The organism is Alteromonas sp. CNT1-28 (assembly GCF_022348345.1).
GTDB lineage: Bacteria > Pseudomonadota > Gammaproteobacteria > Enterobacterales > Alteromonadaceae > Alteromonas > Alteromonas macleodii.
This window is the reverse complement of record NZ_JAKREZ010000040.1, coordinates 1-21,685: the sequence shown is the minus strand read 5'-3', so window position 1 is coordinate 21,685 and position 21,685 is coordinate 1. Positions and strand designations below refer to the sequence as shown.

23 protein-coding genes are annotated in these 21,685 nt (G+C 43.9%); 8 read left to right on the top strand and 15 right to left on the bottom strand.

Features of this window, described 5'->3' with window-relative positions; genetic code table 11:
* Window positions 1–77 precede the first annotated feature (77 nt).
* The 6 genes from MHN02_RS18810 to MHN02_RS18785 all read left to right on the top strand — a co-directional run bounded on the left by MHN02_RS18810 (window position 78) and on the right by MHN02_RS18785 (window position 4,597).
* Window positions 78–908 carry a sulfurtransferase gene (locus MHN02_RS18810; protein WP_075177962.1) on the top strand — a complete coding sequence of 277 codons (831 nt, stop codon included), beginning with the start codon at window positions 78–80 and terminating at the stop codon, window positions 906–908.
* A gap of 82 nt (window positions 909–990) precedes the next feature.
* Window positions 991–1,716 (top strand): Sir2 family NAD+-dependent deacetylase, encoded by a 726-nt coding sequence (gene cobB / locus MHN02_RS18805; RefSeq protein ID WP_187446478.1) that lies wholly within the window; start codon window positions 991–993, stop codon window positions 1,714–1,716.
* Window positions 1,717–1,728: 12 nt separating this feature from the next.
* The gene (locus MHN02_RS18800; RefSeq protein WP_014949603.1) at window positions 1,729–2,355 is read left to right on the top strand and encodes a LysE family transporter; all 627 of its coding nucleotides are present in this window, start codon (window positions 1,729–1,731) and stop codon (window positions 2,353–2,355) included.
* An 82-nt stretch (window positions 2,356–2,437) separates the two neighbouring features.
* Window positions 2,438–3,169 carry a stress protein gene (locus tag MHN02_RS18795; protein WP_014976628.1) on the top strand — a complete coding sequence of 244 codons (732 nt, stop codon included), beginning with the start codon at window positions 2,438–2,440 and terminating at the stop codon, window positions 3,167–3,169.
* On the top strand, window positions 3,162–3,953 hold the full coding sequence (locus tag MHN02_RS18790; RefSeq protein ID WP_014949601.1) for a glucosaminidase domain-containing protein: 792 nt from the start codon (window positions 3,162–3,164) through the stop codon (window positions 3,951–3,953). The genes MHN02_RS18795 and MHN02_RS18790 overlap by 8 nt, the downstream gene beginning before the upstream one ends.
* A complete protein-coding gene (locus MHN02_RS18785) occupies window positions 3,950–4,597 on the top strand; it encodes a DUF2987 domain-containing protein (RefSeq protein WP_239247675.1) in 648 nt (215 codons plus the stop codon). Before MHN02_RS18790 ends, MHN02_RS18785 begins: the two co-directional genes overlap by 4 nt.
* A gap of 14 nt (window positions 4,598–4,611) precedes the next feature.
* Here MHN02_RS18785 and MHN02_RS18780 read toward each other — a convergent pair whose 3' ends face one another.
* The 12 genes from MHN02_RS18780 to ccoN all read right to left on the bottom strand — a co-directional run bounded on the left by MHN02_RS18780 (window position 4,612) and on the right by ccoN (window position 15,863).
* Window positions 4,612–5,634, bottom strand: a complete 1,023-nt coding sequence (locus MHN02_RS18780; RefSeq protein ID WP_039227666.1) for a patatin-like phospholipase family protein — start codon at window positions 5,632–5,634, stop codon at window positions 4,612–4,614.
* The gene (gene ttcA / locus MHN02_RS18775) at window positions 5,635–6,588 is read right to left on the bottom strand and encodes a tRNA 2-thiocytidine(32) synthetase TtcA (protein ID WP_014976625.1); all 954 of its coding nucleotides are present in this window, start codon (window positions 6,586–6,588) and stop codon (window positions 5,635–5,637) included. It abuts the gene before it with no gap.
* Window positions 6,589–6,736: 148 nt separating this feature from the next.
* Window positions 6,737–7,660 (bottom strand): universal stress protein UspE, encoded by a 924-nt coding sequence (gene uspE, locus MHN02_RS18770; RefSeq protein WP_014976624.1) that lies wholly within the window; start codon window positions 7,658–7,660, stop codon window positions 6,737–6,739.
* A gap of 244 nt (window positions 7,661–7,904) precedes the next feature.
* Window positions 7,905–8,642: a fumarate/nitrate reduction transcriptional regulator Fnr gene (fnr, locus tag MHN02_RS18765; RefSeq protein ID WP_014949596.1), complete on the bottom strand. Its 738-nt coding sequence runs from the start codon at window positions 8,640–8,642 to the stop codon at window positions 7,905–7,907.
* A 45-nt stretch (window positions 8,643–8,687) separates the two neighbouring features.
* Entirely contained in the window at window positions 8,688–9,347 is a 660-nt protein-coding gene (locus MHN02_RS18760; RefSeq protein ID WP_239247674.1) for a sulfite exporter TauE/SafE family protein, read from the bottom strand.
* Window positions 9,334–9,564: a cbb3-type cytochrome oxidase assembly protein CcoS gene (ccoS, locus tag MHN02_RS18755; protein WP_014949594.1), complete on the bottom strand. Its 231-nt coding sequence runs from the start codon at window positions 9,562–9,564 to the stop codon at window positions 9,334–9,336. Before ccoS ends, MHN02_RS18760 begins: the two co-directional genes overlap by 14 nt.
* 1 nt (window position 9,565) lies before the next feature.
* Window positions 9,566–11,980, bottom strand: a complete 2,415-nt coding sequence (locus MHN02_RS18750) for a heavy metal translocating P-type ATPase (protein ID WP_239247673.1) — start codon at window positions 11,978–11,980, stop codon at window positions 9,566–9,568.
* The gene (locus MHN02_RS18745; RefSeq protein ID WP_014998432.1) at window positions 11,980–12,459 is read right to left on the bottom strand and encodes a FixH family protein; all 480 of its coding nucleotides are present in this window, start codon (window positions 12,457–12,459) and stop codon (window positions 11,980–11,982) included. The genes MHN02_RS18750 and MHN02_RS18745 overlap by 1 nt, the downstream gene beginning before the upstream one ends.
* A 216-nt stretch (window positions 12,460–12,675) precedes the next feature.
* A complete protein-coding gene (gene ccoP, locus MHN02_RS18740) occupies window positions 12,676–13,629 on the bottom strand; it encodes a cytochrome-c oxidase, cbb3-type subunit III (RefSeq protein WP_156078388.1) in 954 nt (317 codons plus the stop codon).
* 16 nt (window positions 13,630–13,645) lie between these two features.
* The gene (locus MHN02_RS18735; RefSeq protein ID WP_014949591.1) at window positions 13,646–13,807 is read right to left on the bottom strand and encodes a cbb3-type cytochrome c oxidase subunit 3; all 162 of its coding nucleotides are present in this window, start codon (window positions 13,805–13,807) and stop codon (window positions 13,646–13,648) included.
* 1 nt (window position 13,808) lies between these two features.
* Complete coding sequence (gene ccoO / locus MHN02_RS18730; RefSeq protein ID WP_014949590.1) at window positions 13,809–14,414, bottom strand: cytochrome-c oxidase, cbb3-type subunit II; 606 nt, start codon at window positions 14,412–14,414, stop codon at window positions 13,809–13,811.
* Window positions 14,415–14,429: 15 nt separating this feature from the next.
* Window positions 14,430–15,863 carry a cytochrome-c oxidase, cbb3-type subunit I gene (gene ccoN / locus MHN02_RS18725; protein WP_014949589.1) on the bottom strand — a complete coding sequence of 478 codons (1,434 nt, stop codon included), beginning with the start codon at window positions 15,861–15,863 and terminating at the stop codon, window positions 14,430–14,432.
* A 229-nt stretch (window positions 15,864–16,092) separates the two neighbouring features.
* Between ccoN and MHN02_RS18720 the strand changes: the two genes are divergently transcribed.
* Window positions 16,093–16,572: a hypothetical protein gene (locus tag MHN02_RS18720; RefSeq protein WP_039227669.1), complete on the top strand. Its 480-nt coding sequence runs from the start codon at window positions 16,093–16,095 to the stop codon at window positions 16,570–16,572.
* 120 nt (window positions 16,573–16,692) lie between these two features.
* On the opposite strand, the gene bfr (MHN02_RS18715) is transcribed toward MHN02_RS18720, so the two are convergent.
* The 3 genes from bfr (MHN02_RS18715) to MHN02_RS18705 all read right to left on the bottom strand — a co-directional run bounded on the left by bfr (MHN02_RS18715) (window position 16,693) and on the right by MHN02_RS18705 (window position 19,342).
* The gene (bfr, locus tag MHN02_RS18715; protein WP_014949587.1) at window positions 16,693–17,160 is read right to left on the bottom strand and encodes a bacterioferritin; all 468 of its coding nucleotides are present in this window, start codon (window positions 17,158–17,160) and stop codon (window positions 16,693–16,695) included.
* The gene (bfr, locus tag MHN02_RS18710; protein WP_014949586.1) at window positions 17,160–17,636 is read right to left on the bottom strand and encodes a bacterioferritin; all 477 of its coding nucleotides are present in this window, start codon (window positions 17,634–17,636) and stop codon (window positions 17,160–17,162) included. Before bfr (MHN02_RS18710) ends, bfr (MHN02_RS18715) begins: the two co-directional genes overlap by 1 nt.
* 134 nt (window positions 17,637–17,770) lie before the next feature.
* A complete protein-coding gene (locus tag MHN02_RS18705) occupies window positions 17,771–19,342 on the bottom strand; it encodes a cation:proton antiporter family protein (protein WP_239247672.1) in 1,572 nt (523 codons plus the stop codon).
* 339 nt (window positions 19,343–19,681) lie between these two features.
* Between MHN02_RS18705 and MHN02_RS18700 the strand changes: the two genes are divergently transcribed.
* Window positions 19,682–21,313 (top strand): FMN-binding glutamate synthase family protein, encoded by a 1,632-nt coding sequence (locus MHN02_RS18700; RefSeq protein ID WP_039227671.1) that lies wholly within the window; start codon window positions 19,682–19,684, stop codon window positions 21,311–21,313.
* Window positions 21,314–21,685: the final 372 nt, after the last annotated feature.

Sequence of the window (21,685 nt, the reverse complement as noted above, 5' to 3'; positions counted from 1 at the left end):
GTTTGAATACGTACCGATTTGTTTTATCGGGGTATTACAGGGCACTCACTGATGTGGGTGCCTTTTAGGAGAATGTAATGGCATCGGTATTGCTCTCAGTTGGTGAATTAGCCAATGTAATGCAACAAAAGCCGGTAACGCTTGTACGAGCGTTAATGGACGACCCCGTTTCAAAAACACCAGATACGCGCACGGCAATGGTTTTACCTGCGTCAGTCGACTTTGACTTAGATAGTGAAGGTAGCGATCACACTACAGGTCTCCCTCACAGTATGCCTTCTGCAAATGACCTTGCAATTTATCTTGGTAATCAGGGTATAACAGCGAATACACCTATTACGGTATACGATACCCGTGGAATATATTCTGCGCCAAGAGTGTGGTGGATGTTAAAAGCGTTGGGCCACCAAGATGTTTATATATTAAATGGCGGACAGCCTGCATGGGAAAAAGCAGCGCTGCCGGTTTCAGAACAACAACAATACGGAAAATTAACCTATCAAGCTACACCTAGGCCTGGTTGGTTCGCAAATTCCGGTGCAGTTCTTCAGGCAATAAATACTGAAGCACAACTTGTTGATGCGCGTAGCGCGCCGCGATTCAAAGGAGAAGTGTCAGAGCCTCGTGAAGGAGTACGTTCAGGTCATATGCCTGGAGCGTTTAATATTCCTTTTGACACCTTACTCAAAAGCGGGCATTTTTTGCCAGTTGATCATCTTAAGGCTATTTTTGACCGCGCTAATATCGATTTACGCAAACCTATTATTTGTACGTGTGGTTCTGGCGTTACCGCCTGCATAATTGGTGTGGCGGCATTATTGTGCGGCGCTACTCAGGTTTCAGTCTACGATGGCTCTTGGTCAGAGTGGGGCGCTGATACTCAATATCCTGTGGTCAAAGATATGTAAAGAGTCGCGGCTTTTAACGAAGTAAATATACAACATGCTAATCGTATAATTAGCGCTATAACTACAGAGTAAGAACAACCTGATGCCATCTGATCAATCTCTACCCAATATTGTTATTCTTACCGGTGCGGGTATTTCCGCTGAATCTGGATTAAAGACATTTCGGGATAATGACGGCCTTTGGGAAAATCATCGCGTAGAAGAGGTGGCCACCCCAGAGGCTTTTGAACAAAATCCTAGCTTAGTTTATCGCTTTTACAACGCTCGACGTGCGCAGTTACAGCAAGACGACGTGAATCCTAATGCAGCGCATGAGGCGCTGGCCAAACTTGAGAAAGCGTTCGGTAGCAACCTGATGTTGGTTACTCAAAATGTGGATGACTTGCATGAGCGCGGTGGAAGCCAGTCTGTTTACCATATGCATGGCAAGCTGCTATCTGCGCGCTGCGCTATAAGCCAGCAGACTTTTGACTGGAGTGATAGTTTTGATCACACCACTAAATGCCCGTGTTGCAACAGAGTAACCTTACGACCGGATATCGTGTGGTTTGGTGAAATGCCCATGTACATGGAAGAGATTTACGATGCGCTTTCAAAGGCTGATGTGTTTATTGCCATTGGCACATCAGGTAATGTCTATCCTGCCGCGGGTTTTGTTCAGATCGCTAAAGAAAGTGGCGCACACACCATAGAGGCAAATTTGGCGCCGGGCGTAACTAATGCATTGTTCGATGAATCGCTAACAGGCCCTGCTTCTCACATCGTCCCACAATGGGTTGATCAATTAATGTCAAAGTACGCGCTGTAGGAGGCGCATAACATGCAGTATATGAATGAGTTTCTTACCATTGCGTTGGTACACCTTGTGGCTGTTGCTAGCCCAGGGCCAGATTTCGCGGTGGTTGTTCGAAACAGCGTGGCCTATGGCAGACGTATCGCCATGTACACCAGTATAGGGATTGGCTTAGCTATATTACTGCATGTGGCTTACTCGTTAGTGGGGCTTAGTGTGGTTATTGCTACTACTCCATGGTTATTCACCACATTTAGCTATGCCGCCGCAGCTTATTTATTGTACCTTGCGTTTGGTGCGCTTAGAAGCGGGCCTGTAAAGCAGGACCAGGCAGTTAACGCTGAAAAGAAAACATCCCACATATCTGCAAAGCGCGCAGTTTGGATGGGCTTTCTCACAAATGGACTAAACCCAAAAGCAACGCTATTTTTCCTCTCATTGTTTACTGCAATTATTAGTATTGATACTCCATTTACAGTGAAACTTGGCTACGGTATCTATTTAGCTATAGCTACTGGACTGTGGTTCTGTTTTCTTTCATACCTTTTGAGCACCAGTAAAGTAGCTGAGCTTATTGGTAAAAAAGGGTATTGGTTAGACCGTGCGATGGGGGTGCTACTCGTCGGTTTAGCTGCGAAATTAGTACTAGGTTAACGTTTGTTTACCTTACAAACAGGCATTTGTTTTTGTGAATTGGTATAATCGCGCCGATTTTTCATAAAGATAAGAGAGTTGTGTGAAAGACGTAAACCAAGACCGCCTGAACAATACGTTGTCTAAACAGTATCAATTTGATACCAAAGGTCTATTGCGCCGCGCTGCCGGTTTAACAAAGGCAAACTTTTCATCATTGCTGCAGGGAAGTGTTGTTCTATTTTTGACGTTTGTCGTGTTAGGTGTATTTGCTCAGCAGTACATCACAATAAATGACGATGGGACCTATGTATTCGAGCATCAGTCTATCATAGAAATTGTTGCAATCTGCATCGTTGCCCCGCTGCTGACGGGGTTGTATATGATGGGCGTTTTTGTTGCCCGCGGCACTAAAACTTCAGTATTTACCGTATTCCAGTTTTTCCCCTTGATATTTTTGCTGGCGCTAACTCAGCTAGTGAACAGTATTCTTGTTCAACTAGGTATGATGTTGCTTATTATACCCGGCGTTTATTTTTATTTAGCCTCGTCCTTTTCACTTATGTTGGTTGCTGACAGAAAGTTAACGCCAATTAGCGCGATCATCCTGTCGTGTCGTGTATTTAATGCATACTGGGCTCAAATCGCCAGCATATTTGGTGTGTTCTTTTTACTGTTTGTGTCGGTGCCATTAACGCTGGGCTTTTCACTTATTTGGGTATTACCTTTTTATTTTAGTATGATGGGCTTGCTCTATCAGGAACTGATTGGCGAGCAGGGAGTAAGCACGGAAGTATCTGAAAACGATGTGAATGAGTCTAGCTTCGATGCATAAGCGTGAAACCTTTAAAATTGTCCTCATTACGTTAGGCGTATTGGCGGTAATCGTCATTAACGCCATAATTTTTACTGAGGACGAACCGGATATTTTAGATATACCGCAAACGGTTGAAGCTAAAAAGCCGGTGCCTAACTTCTCTGCCTATACAGATGTAAAAGAGAAGAAAGAGGCATTTTTTAACTATTTACGTCCCGAAATAGAGAAGCAGAATGCGTATCTACTCACGCTAAGACATTACGTACAAACCTTATATAGAAAGGCGTTAGCTAACGAGACGCTCTCTGAAGAAGATATGGCAAGGCTTGAATGGTTAGAAGAGGAATATCGAGTTAAGCCAACGCAGCCGCTAAAATCAAAATTGCTAGCTTTGCTACAAAAGATTGATGTTCTACCAGCCGAACTCGTGCTCGTGCAAGCCGCGAATGAGTCAGCTTGGGGCACCAGCCGGTTCGCAAGAAAGGGCTATAACTTCTTTGGCTTATGGTGTTTCTCTAAGGGGTGTGGCTTTGTTCCTAACCGTCGAAACGATGGGGCATCTCATGAAGTTGCCAAATTCGACAGTTTGTCTCGTGCAACGTACACCTACATGCGAAATTTAAACCGCCACGACGCGTATGCGGATTTAAGAGAGATCCGCAGCCGACTGCGTGCAAACCAAATTCCTATTACTGGTGTTGCGTTAGCTGAAGGGCTAATGAATTACTCTGAGCGAGGAGCCGCTTATGTTGAAGAGCTTCAAACTATGATCCTATTTAACGAGGAGTTTTTATCCGAATGATACGCGCTGCTTTATTTTTTGCTTCATCTCTGTTTATTGGTGTAGGCAGTTCTTCCGTTGCTGCTGAAACGATAGATGTTGAGTACAGCCGTTTCTATAGCCATGTTAAAAAGCTGGATAATGAAGATACCCAAGCTCTTCAGTTTGCATTCGGGTTTGTTCGTGTTGGCGAAGGGCGTTTATGTAAAGTTAACGGAGCGTCTATCGTAACCGATAAGAAAACAATGCCTTTAGAAGTGAGTGATGAAGGACGATTCACGGTGCCTACCGAAAAGGCCTTGAAACTTGCCAACGCACTGGTTCGCATCGATTTAAACGAACGCGCGAACGTGTGTGATATGTCGGTACAACTTGAAACCAAACCAGAATATCTTAAGCAGTATTACACAAAAGACGACCTTACGTTTTTGTATGGTCAGTACGAAGCTTTCTTTAATGAAATGGGAAGCTTTTTGTCTTTCATGATGCCTTCGGTAAAGGGCTTGATGATTCAGTTTGATGACAAGAATTTAGATTTCATTACACCACAAGGTGTGCAAATCAATAACGGCGTATTGCATCTAGAACAAGATTGGATCAACGACGCAAAAGGCTTAACACTGCCTCATGCGCCGCTACGTGTTACCGCTATGGCTTCAAGCTAAATGCATATTTGGGATTAGGTAAGAAGCTGATACCTTATTTGCTCTGCTAAACGCGCGATGGTCTCTTCGCCCTTCGCGCACAGCTCTTCGGCTCTGTGGAATTCCATAATACCCACGTCGGTAAGTTGAGGCTCAATAAGAATGTCAGGCGGATCGCCAGCCAAGCGTGAACGTGTGACGCGAGCTTGAAGTATTTCAAGTGAACTACTCATTACGCTCATAATTCCCGGCGGGTTGCGCTTATTCACTTTTGCGGGCACTTCGGTAAACTCTTCTTCCACTTTTTCAATCACATCAGAAGCAATGCCTTCTTCAGTTTTTACATTGCCAGCCGAGACGCTGTCTTTTTCGTCTTTTTTCTCTAGGGCTTTTTCTTCCTTGTTGTCAGGGGAGAACCATTGGCGTAGTACGTTTTGACTCTTTGTAAAAAAGTCCTCAGTTTTGCGCTGGTTTTCTTCATGATCTTGTCTCAACTTTTCAAGACGAAGTGGTCGGAAATCGGCGTTAAGGTTAACCGCGATTACAAAATCGGCCCCTAATTGGCGACATAAGTTCACCGGTACAGGGTTTACAACGGCACCGTCTACCAACCAACGATCACCGTGTGCTACGGGCGCAAAAAGTGCGGGAATAGCGCAGGATGCTTGAATGGTGTCTCCAATAGGACCAGAGTTAAACACCACTTCACGGCCTGTATAAAGGTCGGTAGCCACAGCCGCAAACGGCTTAAGCATGTCTTCATAAGTCGATTCACAAAACTCGCTTGCTAGTTTGTCGAAAACCTTCTGTCCGCTTGCAATACCGCCGCGTCTAAGTCCTACGCCCATAAGAGCAAGTACCTGCCAGTCGCTGAGGGAACAGGCCCACTCTTTCAATCCTTCCAGCTTGCCACTTGCGTAGGCAGCACCAACATAGGCACCAATAGAGCATCCCGCAACAACGTCAATTTTTACGCCGAGTTTTTCTAATGCTTCAATTATGCCAATGTGAGTCCAGCCCCTTGCGGCACCGGCACCTAGCGCAAGTCCAATTTTCATTTACTTAGGTTCCATAATGTTTATTACTTCAATAGCATTATCTTCATCACTGAAGTCCGTACTATTTTCTGTAGTGAAAGAAGGTTCATCGAACCCGATATCACCGTCTTCTACCGGGCCTTCTTGTGTAGCAATAGCTTTAAAATCATAAAGGTTGCTGTCGATTAAGTGTGAAGGCGCTACGTTTTGAAGCGCACGGAACATCGACTCTATACGACCTGGGAAGCGACGGTTCCAGTCTTGAAGCATAGCCTTTATGTTTTGGCGCTGTAGGTTTTCTTGTGAGCCACAAAGGTTACACGGAATAATCGGAAATTCAGCGGCCTGAGAATATTTCTCGATGTCTTTTTCTGTGCAGTACGCCAATGGACGAATAACGATGTGTTCACCGTTGTCGCTGACCAGCTTTGGCGGCATAGACTTAAGCTTGCCACCATGAAACATATTGAGGAAAAACGTTTCTAGCATGTCGTCGCGGTGATGACCTAATGCAATTTTAGTCGCACCTAACTCTTTTGCCGTGCGGTACAAAATACCACGGCGCAAGCGAGAACAGAGAGAGCATGTTGTCTTTCCCTCTGGAATTTTGTCTTTAACAATAGAGTAGGTGTCTTCTTCTACAATTTTGTAGTCAACGCCAATGCTTTCTAGATATTCAGGCAAGATATGTTCGGGGAAACCAGGCTGCTTTTGGTCAAGATTAACCGCAACGATATCAAAATGAATAGGCGCAATCTTCTTTAAAAACAATAAAATATCTAGCATGGTGTAGCTGTCTTTACCGCCAGATAAACACACCATTACTTTGTCGTTGTTTTCAATCATACCGAAATCGCCAATGGCTTTACCCACATTGCGGCGAAGTCGTTTCTGAAGTTTGTTGAAGTTGTACTTTTGCTTACTTTGCGCAGCATTTAATGGCGACGCGTCAGCACTGTTTGTGCCTAAACTCATAATTAACTAGCTTGGTTTGTGATAAAGCCACCATTATACATTAAAGCGGCTTTTCGAGACCATGCTTGTGAAGTTAAATTTGTTGGTGACATACCGTGTTGGCCGCTAAGTAACGGAAAACACGGGCTATGCGGTACTGATGAAAAGATTACACCGACAACGGCGACACAAATCCATCTGGCTTAATAGCAAGCACATCGCAATTGAGTTCGTCGATCACGTGTTCTGCAGTGTTACCAATTAGGGCCGCTGAAATGCCCACACGGCCAACGGTACCAATAACAACCAGCTCTGCATCCAGTGTTTTTGCCACTAGCGGGATGACCTTTTCCGGAAGGCCTTCTCTTACTACGCATTTGTTCTCAGGAATACCGTACTTTAACGCGTGACTACGCATTTCTTTTAAATGATGATTTTTTACCGCGTCGTGATAGGTATCGGGGTCGAACTCAGGCACTTCTATGGCGATATTAAGTGGTGTAGAAGGGTAACTGTTGACCAAATTTACGCTCCCTTTCAATAAAGAGGCGTAGTCGTTAGCAATGAGGGTGAGCTTATCGTTAAGTGCGGCGTGCTCATCGTCTTCACTGCCTACGTTTACTGCAGCAATAATCTCTCCTCCTTCTGGCCAGTCGTGCTCTTTAACGAGCAATACTGGCCGAGGGCATTTACGCATTAAATGCCAGTCGGTGGGGGTGAAAATAACAGAAGCAAGATCGTCGTGCTTTTTGGTTGCCTTTACCACTAAATCTATCTGATTGTTTAGGGTGTAGTAAATAATCGACTCATACGCACGATTATTCCATTCTACAACGATATCAGTTTCAGTGAATCCTTGTTCTCTTAAGTGGGTGGCAAGCCATTTTGCATGCTCCTTTGTAACTGCATCGCGCATTGACTCGCGCTCATCCGGGCTAAGCATGGTCGTCATATCATAAGATAAGTCGTATACCACCATCATGGCGGTAACTGAAGCGCCTGTTTTTGAAGCGAGTTCATAAGCACGGCTCAGTGCAGGTTGGTTATCGCGCTCGGCATCTACCACGGCCAGAATTCGTTTACACTCAATCATAACGTCCCCCTAACTACGAAACTTAGTAGCGGCTGTCGAAATCGAAGCTTTCTAATACTAACTATAAACGACATTGGGAAAAACGTAAGTTGTTTTAGATCAAGAATTTTACGAGGCGACCATGAGTGAACGTACCTAATTGAATATGGAGCAACCGGCGTGGCGCTGAAAGGGTAGATAGGTGGCTAACACAGGTTACAAAAAAGCGCGCTTAGTGCGCGCCTTATTTAACACTTAAAAAGGACTAACCGCAGACAACGCTAGGGCCGTTAAGCGCCGCTAGTTTGGTGTTTAGCCTATCGAAATCCAAAATAGTAATAAGCTTGCCGTCTACCTTTATGATGTTGTCTTTTTGAAAACGGCTTAACAGACGGCTAATCGTTTCAATCGTTAATCCTAAATAGTTTCCAATTTCGTTGCGCGTCATGGTTAAGTGGAATTCTCTATGGGAAAAGCCACGCTCTTCAAAGCGTTGCGACAGGTGTGAGATGAAATACAGTAAGCGCTCTTCTGCAGTTCGCTTGTTTAAAAGCATGATCATGTCGTGATCTTGTTTTATTTCAGCGCTCATGAAGCTCATGATCTGGTGGCGTAGCTTTGGAAATTGCACTGACATTTCGTCGAGGGTCTCGTAGGGAAGCTCACACACCATGGCAGTTTCTAACGCAGAAGTATAGCTTTGGTGTTTATTCTCTCTTAGTGCATCGAAACCGATAATATCACCAGGAAAGTGGAAGCCGGTAATCTGTTCTTCACCTTCGGTATTAGTCACAAATGATTTGAATGAACCGGTTCTCACTGCAAATAGAGAACGGAATTTATCACCAGTTTGAATCAGCGTGTCACCTTTATGAAGCGGCTTCTTGCGTTCAATAATATCGTCAAGAGACTCGATTTCTGTTTTGTTTAACGCCACCGGTAAACACAGGTGACTGAAACTACAGTTTTGACAGTGAATAGAAAATTGGCTTCCTTTGCTCATAATGCACGCTCTCTAAAAGAATACCCGACAATAATACACCCATTTTTAAACGATTGCGCCATGAATAAGATAAGCTGCATATATTGCCATTATTACTGCAATAATTTGTCTAAAATGGTTATGTTGAAAACTTTGAACAATATATTGGCTACCAGCGCTTGCGGCGAGCAAGGTGGGTAATGTACCCAAACCGAAGAAGAACATAATAGCAGCGCCTTCTAGCGCGTTACCCGCCGCGAGAGACCAGGTAAGTGTGGAATACACCAAACCGCAAGGAAGCCAACCCCAAATAAAACCATAAGGCAACGCACTTAAAGGGGTCTTAAATGGCAAAAAGCGTTTTGAAAGCGGCTGGACTTTGGAAAATAGGCCTTTACCCGCATTTTCCAGCACCGTTAAGACAGTCCACCACTTACCCAAATAACACGCCAGTAGAAGCAACATGATTCCGCTAAGTAGGGAAAGGGCATAGTTGGCAAGAGGTATATAATCTGCTGCAATTTTTCCAAGTGCCCCGGTTATTGCTCCGGCGATGGTGTAGCTCACTATACGTCCCATGTTATAGGCAAGGGTATAGGGTAGTGCTGAAGCGCCTTTAGGCGATACCATCCTTAGCGCAGCGACAATTCCACCGCACATTCCCACACAGTGAACTCCGCCGGCTAAGCCGATAAGAAAGGCAGAGAAGTAGTTAATCCCTTCCATGTGGCGCTTGGCTTTTGTCTACTTTACTGTCTTGAAGTTGTTTGCGTTGCTCAGCTAGCTTTTTTTCTTCTGGCGGAAGATCATCGTCAAACAGTATGCTATACCCTTGGCGATCCAAATCTTCAAATTGATTGGTTTTCACCGCCCAAAAGAATATCACGATAGCGACGGCAACAATGATGATGGCGATTGGAATTAATACGTAAATAATACTCATGCTATTTGCTCAAAAGTCGCGTTGAGTTTGTGACCACAATGATACTGCTTAACGACATACCAACAACAGCCATCCACGGTGAAAGTAGGCCTGATACGGCGAAAGGTAAGATCAAAACGTTGTAACCTACCGACCAGCCAATATTTTGCCTTATTTTTTGCTTCACTTGGTGCGCAGTTCGAATAAGTTCTGGTACAGAAAGCAGCTGATCGCCAAGCAGTATCACGTCGGCGGCAGTTTTAGCCACGTCTGTGGCATTACCCACTGCAATTGCCACATCAGCGCTGGCAAGAACTGGAGCGTCGTTAATACCGTCACCCATCATCATTACTTTTGCCCCCGATTGCTGCATAGCCTGTACAGCATCGTACTTCTGCTCTGGTGTGAGCCCACCTTTAGCTGTTGATATTGGCAAGGAAGCGGTAAGAGCGTCCACGTTTTGTTGTGTATCGCCACTTAATACTGCAAGGGTGTGACTTTTTGCCAGAATATTCAAGGTTTCTTGGGTATCCTCTCGCAACGTGTCGCTTACCTCAAACGCCGCCATAATACGGCCCTTCACGGTGAGAAAGACATTAGCTGACGGATAATCCTTAAGAAGCTTTTGTTGTGATTCGTGGACACAAAATTGGGCAGAGCCCATTGAAAACAAGGTGTCGTTAATTTCACCGCTAATGCCGCCTCCTAGCGTCACGGTAAAATTAACCACATTGTGGACAGTTTGTCTGCTGGAGGCATTATTGTGGCTAAAGGCTTTTGCAATTGGGTGTTCAGAGCGCGACTCTAGAGCACGGGCAATTGAAAGTGCACTGTCACTGTCTACACCGTCAGCATACCAGGCATTTGAAAGGGTAAATTTGCCTTGTGTAAGCGTACCAGTTTTATCCAGTGCGATGGTGTCGATATCAGTGATTTGTTCGAGCGCATCGGCGCGTTTAAGCAAAATACCTTGCTTGTTTAACTTCGCCATAGCGCAGGTTAACGCTGATGGTGTAGCCAACCCTAATGCGCAAGGGCAGGTTGCTACCAATACTGATATGGTGATCCAAAAAGCTTCGTCGCTCCCCTGATATGCCCAAAAGCCATAAGTTAAGGCAGAAATCAGTAAGACAGCTGTCACAAAATATCGAGAAAAGTTATCAGCTATTTGCGCCGCTTTAGGCTTATTCGCCATAGCACTTGCTTGCAGCCTTACAATTTGATTTACCAGCGCATTTTTGAGAGTTTGTGTCACTTTAATGGTCAGGCTGCCGTCTTGACATACAGTACCACCATATACGGTGCTATTGTTTGACTTGCGCACCGGGTTAAATTCACCGGTAAGCATAGATTCGTCAACCGCTGCGTTCCCTTCAGTCACCACCCCATCAATGGGGATCGTTTCACCAGGCTTAACCATCACCACATCGTCAATTTTTAACTGCTTTGCCAGACACTCGGTTAGGCTTCCATCCGGCAGTAATTTGGTGGCTGAAACGGGTACATACTGCATCATATTGGCAGAGATCTGTGCGGCGCGATGACGGCTACGATGTTCTAAAAAGCGGCTGAGTAACAGCAGGAAAATGAACATACAAATAGATTCAAAATACACTTCGCCCTGTTCTAATACAGTCGAACGTATTCCTGCAATGTAAGTACCGAATATGGCAAGCGTAACGGGTACATCCATATTAACCGTTCTTGCGCTTAGCGCTTTAGCGGCGCCCACATAAAAAGTGCTGCCTGAGTAAAGTACTACAGGTGTAGTAAGCGTAAGGGCAACCCAGTAAAAATACTGTCGGGTTTCTAATTCAATAGCGCCAAACCAGTCAAAATACAGCCCCGTCATCAGCATCATCACCTGCATGGTCATAATGCCTGCTAGGCCAAGCTTTTTCAGAAAGGTCTTTTGTTCGCGTTTATAACTGGCTTCGTGTTCATCGGGGTGAAATGGCGACCCAACATAACCAATGCGTTTTAGTGTAGAAAGAATCTGACTAAGCTTGATTTGAAAAGGTGACCAAGTAACTAAAGCGCGGCGCTCTTGGACGTTTACCGCGACTTGCTTTATCCCTTCTACTTTTGACAACTGCTTTTCGATAAGCCATCCACACGCAGCGCACGTGATACCTTCAAGAGTTAATTGAATCTGCTTATCTTGCCCCTCATCAAAAACGAATTCTTCTTGAAGAGCAGGTTCGTCATACACTTTGAGTTTGTCGAGTGTCTCTAGAATACCATCGTCAGATTTTTGCGCTGGTTCGGTTCTAAACTGGTAATAGTCTTCAAGACCGTTGGTTACGATGGCTTCCGCCACGGCTAAACATCCAGGGCAACACATGTTGCGTTGTTGCCCTAATATGACGGTAGTAAATTTTCCATCGTCTGAGCCCGCAATAGGCAAGCCGCAATGGTAACAGTCGTGTTTGGCCATTATGGATTGAATTTCATTTTGCCAGAGTGGGGCAGATAGATGGTATTTTGAATTTTCCAGCTATCATCAATAGGGGTTAGCGATACTCGCCATTTACCATCAAGATCTTCTTCGACAAAACCGCGATAAATGCCCTTAGCATCGCGGCTCAATAAAACGCTGACATCACGCTCTTCAAGCGTTACGTGATAAAAGCTTAGTTTAACCGCATTACCTTCTTGTGGAATACCTGAATGAAACTCTAGCGCTATGCTGCCATCTTCAATGGTTAAATCGGTAGTGATATTCATGCGACGGGCTACGGCTTCTTTATCCAATCGCGCATTAATTGCTTTTCCTTCCTTGTAGTAGTCGTCCACCACTAGGCTATCTTCAGTACTAATAGCAAGCTTTAATAATACGCCGCCCATAATGAGCGTGATAATAGGAACGGCAATTAAAAACCAGGGCCAGAACTCTTTATACCAGGGTCTATTCATTGAAATCTTTTCTCGTGTTTACTTCGCTAACAACATATTTATTTTCACTGCCCCAACTACATGTTTAGCCGGGAAATAAGAATAAATATAATGTTTGCGAGACATACTAAATGTGAACAAAGATTGTTCGTACAGCACTCTCTATATCGCTGTATTTTCTCATAAAAAAAGCCCCGTAGTAACGAGGCTTTTTAAGATATTTAATGATTTAAATCATTAATCATTTGAAAGGCTGTAAACATACGCTGCAACAACGTGAATTTTGTCATCACCCAAGGTTTTCTTGAATGAAGGCATTACACCGTTACGACCGTAAGTAAGCGTTTCTGTCACCGCTCTGTGGCTGCCGCCGTATAGCCAGATATTGTCAGTAAGGTTTGGTGCACCAAGTGCTTGGTTACCTTTACCGTCCATACCGTGACAAGCCGCACACGCTGCGAAACGTGCTTTACCTGCTTCTGCAAGTTGAGGGTCCACATCGCGACCGCTTAAACTAAGTACGTAATTAACCACTTCTTCGATACCGTCTTCACCCATAGCATCTAGCCATGCTGGCATAGCTGCTTTACGACCAAGCGTAAGAGTTTCAACGATTTTCGCACCTGAACCACCGTACAACCAGTCGTTGTCCGTTAGGTTAGGGAAGCCGCCATTTTGACCACGTGCATCAGAACCGTGACACTGAGAGCAATTTTGTAGGAACAAACGCTGACCTACTTTATTTGCTTCTGGGTCTTTAGCCAGTTCTTCAACAGGAACTTTTGCATACGCTTCAAAGATCGGGTCGAACTTTTCAGCTGCAAAGTCTAGTTCACGGTCATACTCTACCAGGTAGCCTTGCTCTTTAGCGTCAATACGCGCTTGAGCTGACTCTTCTAGCGATTGAATATTTTGGTTAGAGCTCTTCCAACCTAAAATACCTTCATACGCACCTAGGCCAGGATAAAGCGCTAGGTATAAAAAGCCCCAAACGATGGTCATGTAGAACATAATTGTCCACCAGCGAGGAAGTTGATTGTTCAACTCCTCAATACCATCAAATTCGTGGCCCATTGACTCACCTTCAGCTACGCCGGTCTTGTTAGAAAGGCACCAGCGAAGAAGGAAGTAGCAACCAATGATCAACCCTAGGGTTATCACTGAAATCCAAATTGTCCAAAACATACTCATGAGTTCGAGACTCCTGCTAATCTTCTTTTGATTTTTCTTTTTCTTCGTCTGCAAACACTAGGTTCGCAGCTTCATCGAATTTTTTCTTGTTGCGGCTGCTGAACGCCCACCATACAACACCGATGAAGCTTACAAAGACGATGACAGTAAAAATGCTGCCTACAATTCCCTGGTCCATATTATTTCAAATGTGTGCCAAGAGATTGTAGATAAGCAATAAGGGCTTGCATTTCCGTTTTACCCTGTACTGCCGCTTTCGCACCCGCGATATCTTCGTCGGTATACGGAACGCCAAATCCACGGAATACTTCCATTTTTTCAGCTGTTAACTCGCCATTAAGCGTGTTTTCCGCAAGCCAAGGGAAACCTGGCATGTTCGACTCTGGTACCACGTTGCGAGGATTAAGCAGGTGAACTCGGTGCCATTCGTCGCTGTAACGACCACCAACACGTGCTAGGTCAGGACCAGTACGCTTAGAACCCCATAGGAAAGGGTGCTCCCATACTGATTCGCCAGCAACGCTGTAGTGACCATAACGCTCTGTTTCAGCGCGGAATGGACGGATCATCTGGCTGTGACAACCTACACAACCTTCACGGATGTAGATATCACGGCCTTCAAGCTCAAGCGCGGTATATGGACGTAAGCCTGTTACCGGTTCCATGGTTTGCTGTTGAAACATCAACGGCGTAATTTGAACCATGGCACCGAAGCTGATAGCGATAAGGATTAATACCGTTAACAGACCGACGTTCTTTTCAATTAACTCATGTGCGTTTTTCATTATTCGTCTCCTTTACTACGCCGGCTGAGTCGCTGGGTCTGCAGCGATACTGCCTTTAGGTGCACGAACGGTTTTCCATGTGTTGTATGCCATAACAAGCATACCCGCTACCACGAAACAACCACCAATGAAACGAACCACATAGAAAGGCTTAGACGCTTCTAATGACTCAACAAAGCTATAGGTTAACGTACCGTCAGCATTTACTGCACGCCACATTAGACCCTGTAGTACACCAGACATCCACATTGCTACGATGTATAGAACAACACCGATAGTTGCGAACCAGAAGTGTACGTTAACTAGCTTGGTGCTATACATAGCGCGCTGACCGAATAGCACTGGAATTAAGTGGTAAATTGAACCAATTGAAACCATTGCAACCCAACCTAGAGCTCCAGAGTGTACGTGACCAATTGTCCAGTCAGTGTAGTGAGACAGTGCATTAACGGTCTTAATTGCCATCATTGGACCTTCGAAGGTAGACATACCGTAGAAAGACAACGAAACAATTAGGAAACGCAATACTGGGTCGGTGCGAAGTTTATGCCACGCGCCAGATAGCGTCATAATACCGTTAATCATACCACCCCAAGATGGAACGAATAGGATAATAGACATCACCATACCTAGCGACTGAGTCCAGTCTGGTAGGGCAGTGTAGTGAAGGTGGTGAGGACCAGCCCAGATATACAGAGAGATAAGTGCCCAGAAGTGAACAATTGAAAGTCTGTATGAATAAACCGGGCGACCAGCTTGCTTAGGTACGAAGTAGTACATCATACCAAGGAAGCCCGCAGTCAGGAAAAAGCCTACCGCGTTATGGCCGTACCACCACTGCATCATAGCGTCTACTGCGCCTGCATACAGTGAATACGATTTAGTGAAAGATACCGGAATAGCCATGCTGTTACCAATATGAAGAATTGCAACAGTTAACATGAACGCGCCTAAGAACCAGTTTGCAACATAAATGTGCGAAACTTTACGGATTACTAGGGTTCCGAAGAAGTTAATGATATAAGCGACCCAAACCAGTGCCAAAAGGATATCAATTGGCCATTCTAGTTCAGCGTATTCTTTTGAGCTGGTTAACCCCATAGGCAGGGTGATAACAGCTAAAACGATAACGGCTTGCCAACCCCAAAAGGTAAATGCGGCAAGTTTGTCACTGAACAGTCTTACCTGGCAGGTACGCTGAACGATGTAGTACGACGTTGCAAATAGCGCACAGCCGCCGAAGGCAAAAATAACGGCGTTAGTGTGCAACGGACGCAAACGTGAGAATGTTAGCCATGGTGTGTCAAAGTTAAGCATAGGTGCAAATAACTGCGCGGCAATAAATACCCCTAGGCCCATACCAATGATACCCCAGACTATGGTCATGATGGTAAATTGCCTAACTACTTTATAATTGTAGTCAGGTTGTGCTTGGCTTATTTCACTCATTTTAATGAATCTTCCACTTCAAATGAACTATGGTCTCCAACTGCCGGAATAGTACGGTCGAGACGTGTATCAGCTAAGGAATAACGCTTCACACCGAGCTCGGAAAGAGTAATAATTATTGTCTCCAAGCCAGTTGGTACGCGGATGATAAGGTTTTTAATTACAAAAAGATACCATAAACTACCTAAGCTTGATCTCCGTCAATGAAGAAATACACAAAATTTAAGAAATGCTAAATAACGATAACAATAAACGATCAAAAATTTTACATTCCCAGCTTCCATTAGTGGCTATTATTGTTGTAGCCGTGTGTGTATACCTTGCACATAAATTCCAGTCATCGGTGTTAAAAGACACGAGCGTAGTTAATGGAATAGGAAACAGCTGCAACTTTGTCAATGAAACTTGCGAATTCTTAATTGATGACAGGTTAGCAATTGCCACTTTTTCAGCCATGCCTGAAGCCGAAGAGTCAGTAACGGTTAAGCTCTTAGTTCCTGAGGGAGAGGAAATAGAGAGCGCATGGATTGAAGGGGTAAACATGTATATGGGCAAAATTCCCGTGCTGTTAGATAACGATGGTCAAGGAAAGTGGTCAGGTTGGTTTATGTTAGGTAGCTGTAGTGAGCCAGTGATGAAATGGCAGCTACGTCTAAATATTAAAGATAAAGAAAGCCCCAGCTATTTATATTTTGTTACACAGCAGTAACTGTATTAAAAGCAATAAGACTCTCCCTAAAGAAAGGGGAGTAAACAAGCAAAAAAGGCCGCTCTTTATTTAAGAGCGACCTTATTAATTACCTGTAAATTGTAGCGTGAACGCTAATTCTTACATTTGAGACTGAAGGTAGTTTTGAATACCTAGTCGCTTAATAAGGCCAAGCTGCTGCTCTAGCCAGTGTGCGTGATCCATCTCTGTATCGTCTAGTAGTACAATTAGCATGTCACGAGTAACATAGTCTTTCTCGGTTTCACAAAGCGCAATAACTTCACGTAACTTTGCATCAACTTCATATTCAACACGTAAATCGCTTTCTAGCATCTCAGGTACATCTTTACCCACTTTGAAGCCTGTGCGCTTCGTCATGTCAGGTGTACCTTCTAAAAACAGCATGCGTTCAATTAGCTTAGTTGCATGTCCACGCTCGTCATCAAATTCATGATCGATGCGTTCGTAAAGCTTATTCAAACCCCAATCAAGATACATCTGAGAGTGAATGAAATACTGATCCATGGCGGCTAACTCATAAGAGAGTAGTTCGTTTAAACCATTGATGATTGCTTGGTTACCTTTCATTAGTCATCTCCCATTACTTGCGCTTGTAGGTAGTTCTCTATACCCATAGCATCAATTTGGTATTCTTGCGTTTCAATCCAGTCTAGGTGCTCTTCTTCATATTCAAGAAGGTCTTCAAGCAAGTCACGAGAAACATAATCCTGCTTTTCTTCACATAGCGCGATAGCTTCACGAAGTAGTGGAAGCTGTTCTTTTTGAAAACGCGCATCACATGACAGCATTTCAACGGTATCTTCACCGATATAAAGTTTGCCTAACGCTTGAAGATTAGGAAGGCCCTCAAGGAATAAAATGCGCTCGATAAGATCGTCCGCTTGCTTCATGTCCTTGATAGACTTTTTATAATTCTTTTCGTTAAGTTCAGAAAAACCCCAGTTTTTGAACATACGAGCGTGCAGAAAGTATTGATTTATCGAAGTAAGTTCACTTGTCAGTACTTCGTTCAATTTTGCAACAACTTGTTTATCACCTTGCATTGTGTAAACCCTATTAACGTATTTGCGTGAAGTTTAGTCTAAATTTGACTGCATGTCAAAAAAGTCTTTGTAAAACAGTTGTTTACAAACGATAACGTTTCTCAATTCATCCATTGTTCGCATTTAGAACAGCATTACTGTTGTACATGCGCATAAGCAAGACTTTCTTCAGCAAAACCAAGCCCTGCTTCGGTAAAGAAGTTGAAGACTTTATCTACACCATTTTCTAATAGATGTGACACTTCATCCTCATAGCGTGCAATGGCTGCGACTTTTCCAACATAGCCCGCGTTTTTAAGCTGACGTGTGATGTTTATTGAGTCCTGGATAGAAGGCAGAGCAAGCAAAACAAGCTGAATCTGTTTGATATCTAAATTATCCCACAAATCGACGTCTTCACCGTCGCCGCATATTACGTTTAAGCCTTCGTCTGATAACTCTTTTACTTTTACTCGGTCGGCGTCCATTCCCCATACGCTCACATCACTTAATTTAGATAACGCATTGAAGGCACCGCGACCAACTCGTCCCATCCCCAACACTAAAAACTCCGCGTTGTGGAGAGTAGGATAAATGTCTTCTTTTAAGCGCTCGTTTTTCTCAAAACGTTTAATGGTGTGTTTATGATTGTGATATTGAGAATGAGAATTGCGATAGAGCACGCTGGTGATAACGAATGAAATAGATACGGCTAAAGCAATCACCACTAACCAAGAGTTTGCCAATAAACCTAATGAAACGGCTAGTGCGCCAACAATAAGGCCAAATTCACTGTAATTTGAAAGCACCAAGCTGCTCAAGTAAGCCGTGCGACCGCGAAGGCGAAGTGACGTAAATAAGCCGAAAAAGAGTGCTGCTTTTAACGGTATAAATAAGCAGAACACGATAGCTAGGACAATCATACTAAGATCGGGAAGGGCGGTAAGACCGATAGTAAGGAAGAAGCCGATTAAGAAGAGATCCTTAAAACTAAGCAGCGACTTCGCTAGCTCCGAAGCCTTTTCATGTTGCGCTAACATGATTCCAAAGATTAGTGCCCCAAGATCGCCTTTAATGTTAACCAGCTCAAACAAGTGATAGCCACCTAAGGCGAGGATAAAGCCAGTAAGCGGAAGCAGTTCACCGTGGCCCGACTTATTAATCATTTTGTTTATGATTGGCATTGCTGGGAATAAGGCCAACAACGCAAGCGCCCACACAGAGGGGAGCTTTCCAGTTGCTGCAACAAGGAAGATAACAGCAAAAACGTCTTGCATGACCAAAATGCCAATGGCAAGGCGGCCGTGGCGGGTTTTACTTTCGCCACTTTCTTCTAATACTTTAACCACGCACACTGTGCTACTGAAACTAAGGGCAAAAGCGATAAGCGCAGCGCTTTTCCATGTAAGCCCATCAACGAAATTTGCAGCAACCGCACCAATCGCATAGACGCAACAGGTAATAACGCCCACCCATACTAAGGTATGTGAAACGCTTCCTGCCCAAACTTCTCGACGACTCAAATCGCGGATGTTGAGTTTCAGACCGATGGTGAAGAGCATAATGGTGATGCCCAAGTTGGCTATTTGGGTTAAATCTTCAGTGAGCGTGTAACCTGCAAAATTTAATAAAAAGCCAGCTACCAAGTAGCCAACTAAAGGAGGAATGCCAATAAGTTTAACCGTTAAGCCGCAAACAAATGCGAAAAGAAGAAATGCATACTCCATGAATTACCTTTCAGAAAATGTTGAACGTAAAATCCGTTACCTTTGTATAGGTCACATCATCTATTAACCAGTGATAGCTACAAATCGCTCTCTCAACTCGCTAATTGAAAGGTTTTAGACTAGCATGCAATGACTTGTTTTCGCAGCTAAAAAAGCATTGTAATTGCATACTTTGGTAACGCGTAACCCAATTGAGCTAAAAGCCGGCTCAGTATATTTAACTTCTAAATCAGTCATTTACCGCTAAAGTAAATCTAGTTCCCGATTTCAGGTGTATTGAACAGGGTTGTAGGCATATTATTTTGTTTAGATATGACCAAAAATAAAGAAGGACTTTGAATGCGTTTAACAATTCTAACTGTGCTAACCCTGCTGGTCGCTTTTAATGTGGTGATTGGCGTATTGTGGGCGCCCGTGTGGTGGTTTTTACTTTTATCAGTCACGCTACTCATTTTTGGTCTATATGATGCCTTCCAAACAAAACATGCCATTTTAAAGAACTTTCCATTAATTGGCAGGGTACGATGGACTGTCGAGGGACTAAGGCCCTACATCCAGCAATACATCATAGAAACCGATACTGGCGGAGCACCTATTTCCCGCATGTTTCGTTCGATTGTTTATCAACGTGCGAAAAACAGTAGAGAAACTGTTCCCTTCGGTACTCAGTTAGATACGTATAAAGATGGCTATGAGTGGATTGGCCATTCTTTATCTGCTCGCGAAGTGGAAGACATGGATGAAGATCCCCGAGTGACGGTAGGTGGCCCTCATTGCAAAAAGCCGTATCGTGCAAGCATACTTAACATAAGCGCAATGAGCTTTGGAAGCTTGTCAAAAAATGCCATTTTGGCGCTAAATAAAGGTGCTGCAAAAGGCGGGTTTTACCATAACACAGGTGAGGGTGGTTTAACCCCATATCACCTCGAAAACGGTGGCGATATCGTTTGGCAAATTGGTACGGGATACTTTGGTTGTAGAAGTAAAGATGGCGGTTTCGATCCTGTTCTTTTTGAAGAAAAAGCCAAACTCGACAATGTGAAAATGATAGAAATAAAGCTAAGCCAGGGCGCTAAGCCTGGACATGGTGGTATTTTACCAGCGTATAAAAATACCCCTGAAATAGCTAAAATAAGAGGTGTTGAGCCTGGAACTCAAGTTGATTCTCCCCCTAGACATAAAGCATTTGCAACGCCTTTAGAAATGGTTGATTTTATTAGTCAGTTACGCAAGTTAAGTGGATATAAACCAGTGGGTATTAAGCTGGCGCTGGGTAGAAAAAGTGAGTTTATTGCCATGTGCAAAGCCATGGTAGAGAAGGACGTAACGCCAGATTTTATAACGGTAGACGGGGGCGAAGGAGGTACCGGCGCCGCACCGCTTGAGTACACAAACTCTATAGGATTTCCTCTGCGTGAAGCGTTGGCGTTTGTTGACGATTGTCTCACTGGTTTTGGTATTCGCGACAAAATTAAAATCATTGCTTCTGGAAAAATCATTACCGCTTTTCAGTTAGCGAAAAATCTAAGTTTAGGCGCCGATTTATGTAACAGTGCCAGAGGAATGATGTTGGCACTTGGATGTGTTCAGTCGTTGTCATGCAATACGAATAAATGTCCGACCGGTGTAGCAACGCAAGACCCTAAGCTTGCCAAGGGCTTAAACGTTGAAGACAAGTACGAGCGCGTGTACCGCTTTCACAAAAAAACTATTCATGCGCTGATGGATATCTTGTCTTCTACTGGACATGTGAGAACTAGCGAACTAAATCGTACCCATATATTTAGGCGAGTAGATCAGTGTCATATTGCGCGTTACGACGAAATTTTCCCGTTAGTTAAAACAGGAAGTTTCTTAACCGACGACGTTCCCGATAGATTTAAATTACACTTAAAAGAAGCAAATTCTGAAAGCTTTATGCCTTGTAGTTTATTGGCAGAAATAGAGAAAGAAACGAAAGCGGTATCTTAAAAAAGCTAAGCCATGACTCCTAATCAAATAGGGGTTTTGCGCCCATCCCCTCGAAATCGGCATCAGAATGATGACTGCCAAATGAACGCGCTTTTTGTGAATTCTTCGAAAAACTGCCAAATAATTAAAAATAGGCAGAGATAACTAAAATGATAAAAGCTTCTGCTGTGAGAATGACCCTCATGCTTGTTCAAGCAATAACTGCGCGTACAGTGAAATAGTCTTTTGTCTAATGGTAGACATCGCCAAGACTATCACTACTAGTAGACAAAATTGTGAGGTGTCCACATGTCTAAAGATGTAAATAAGCTACTCGCAGGTCAACTTCTGATTGTTGAAGATGACGCCATTACTTCTGAACTTATATCAAAC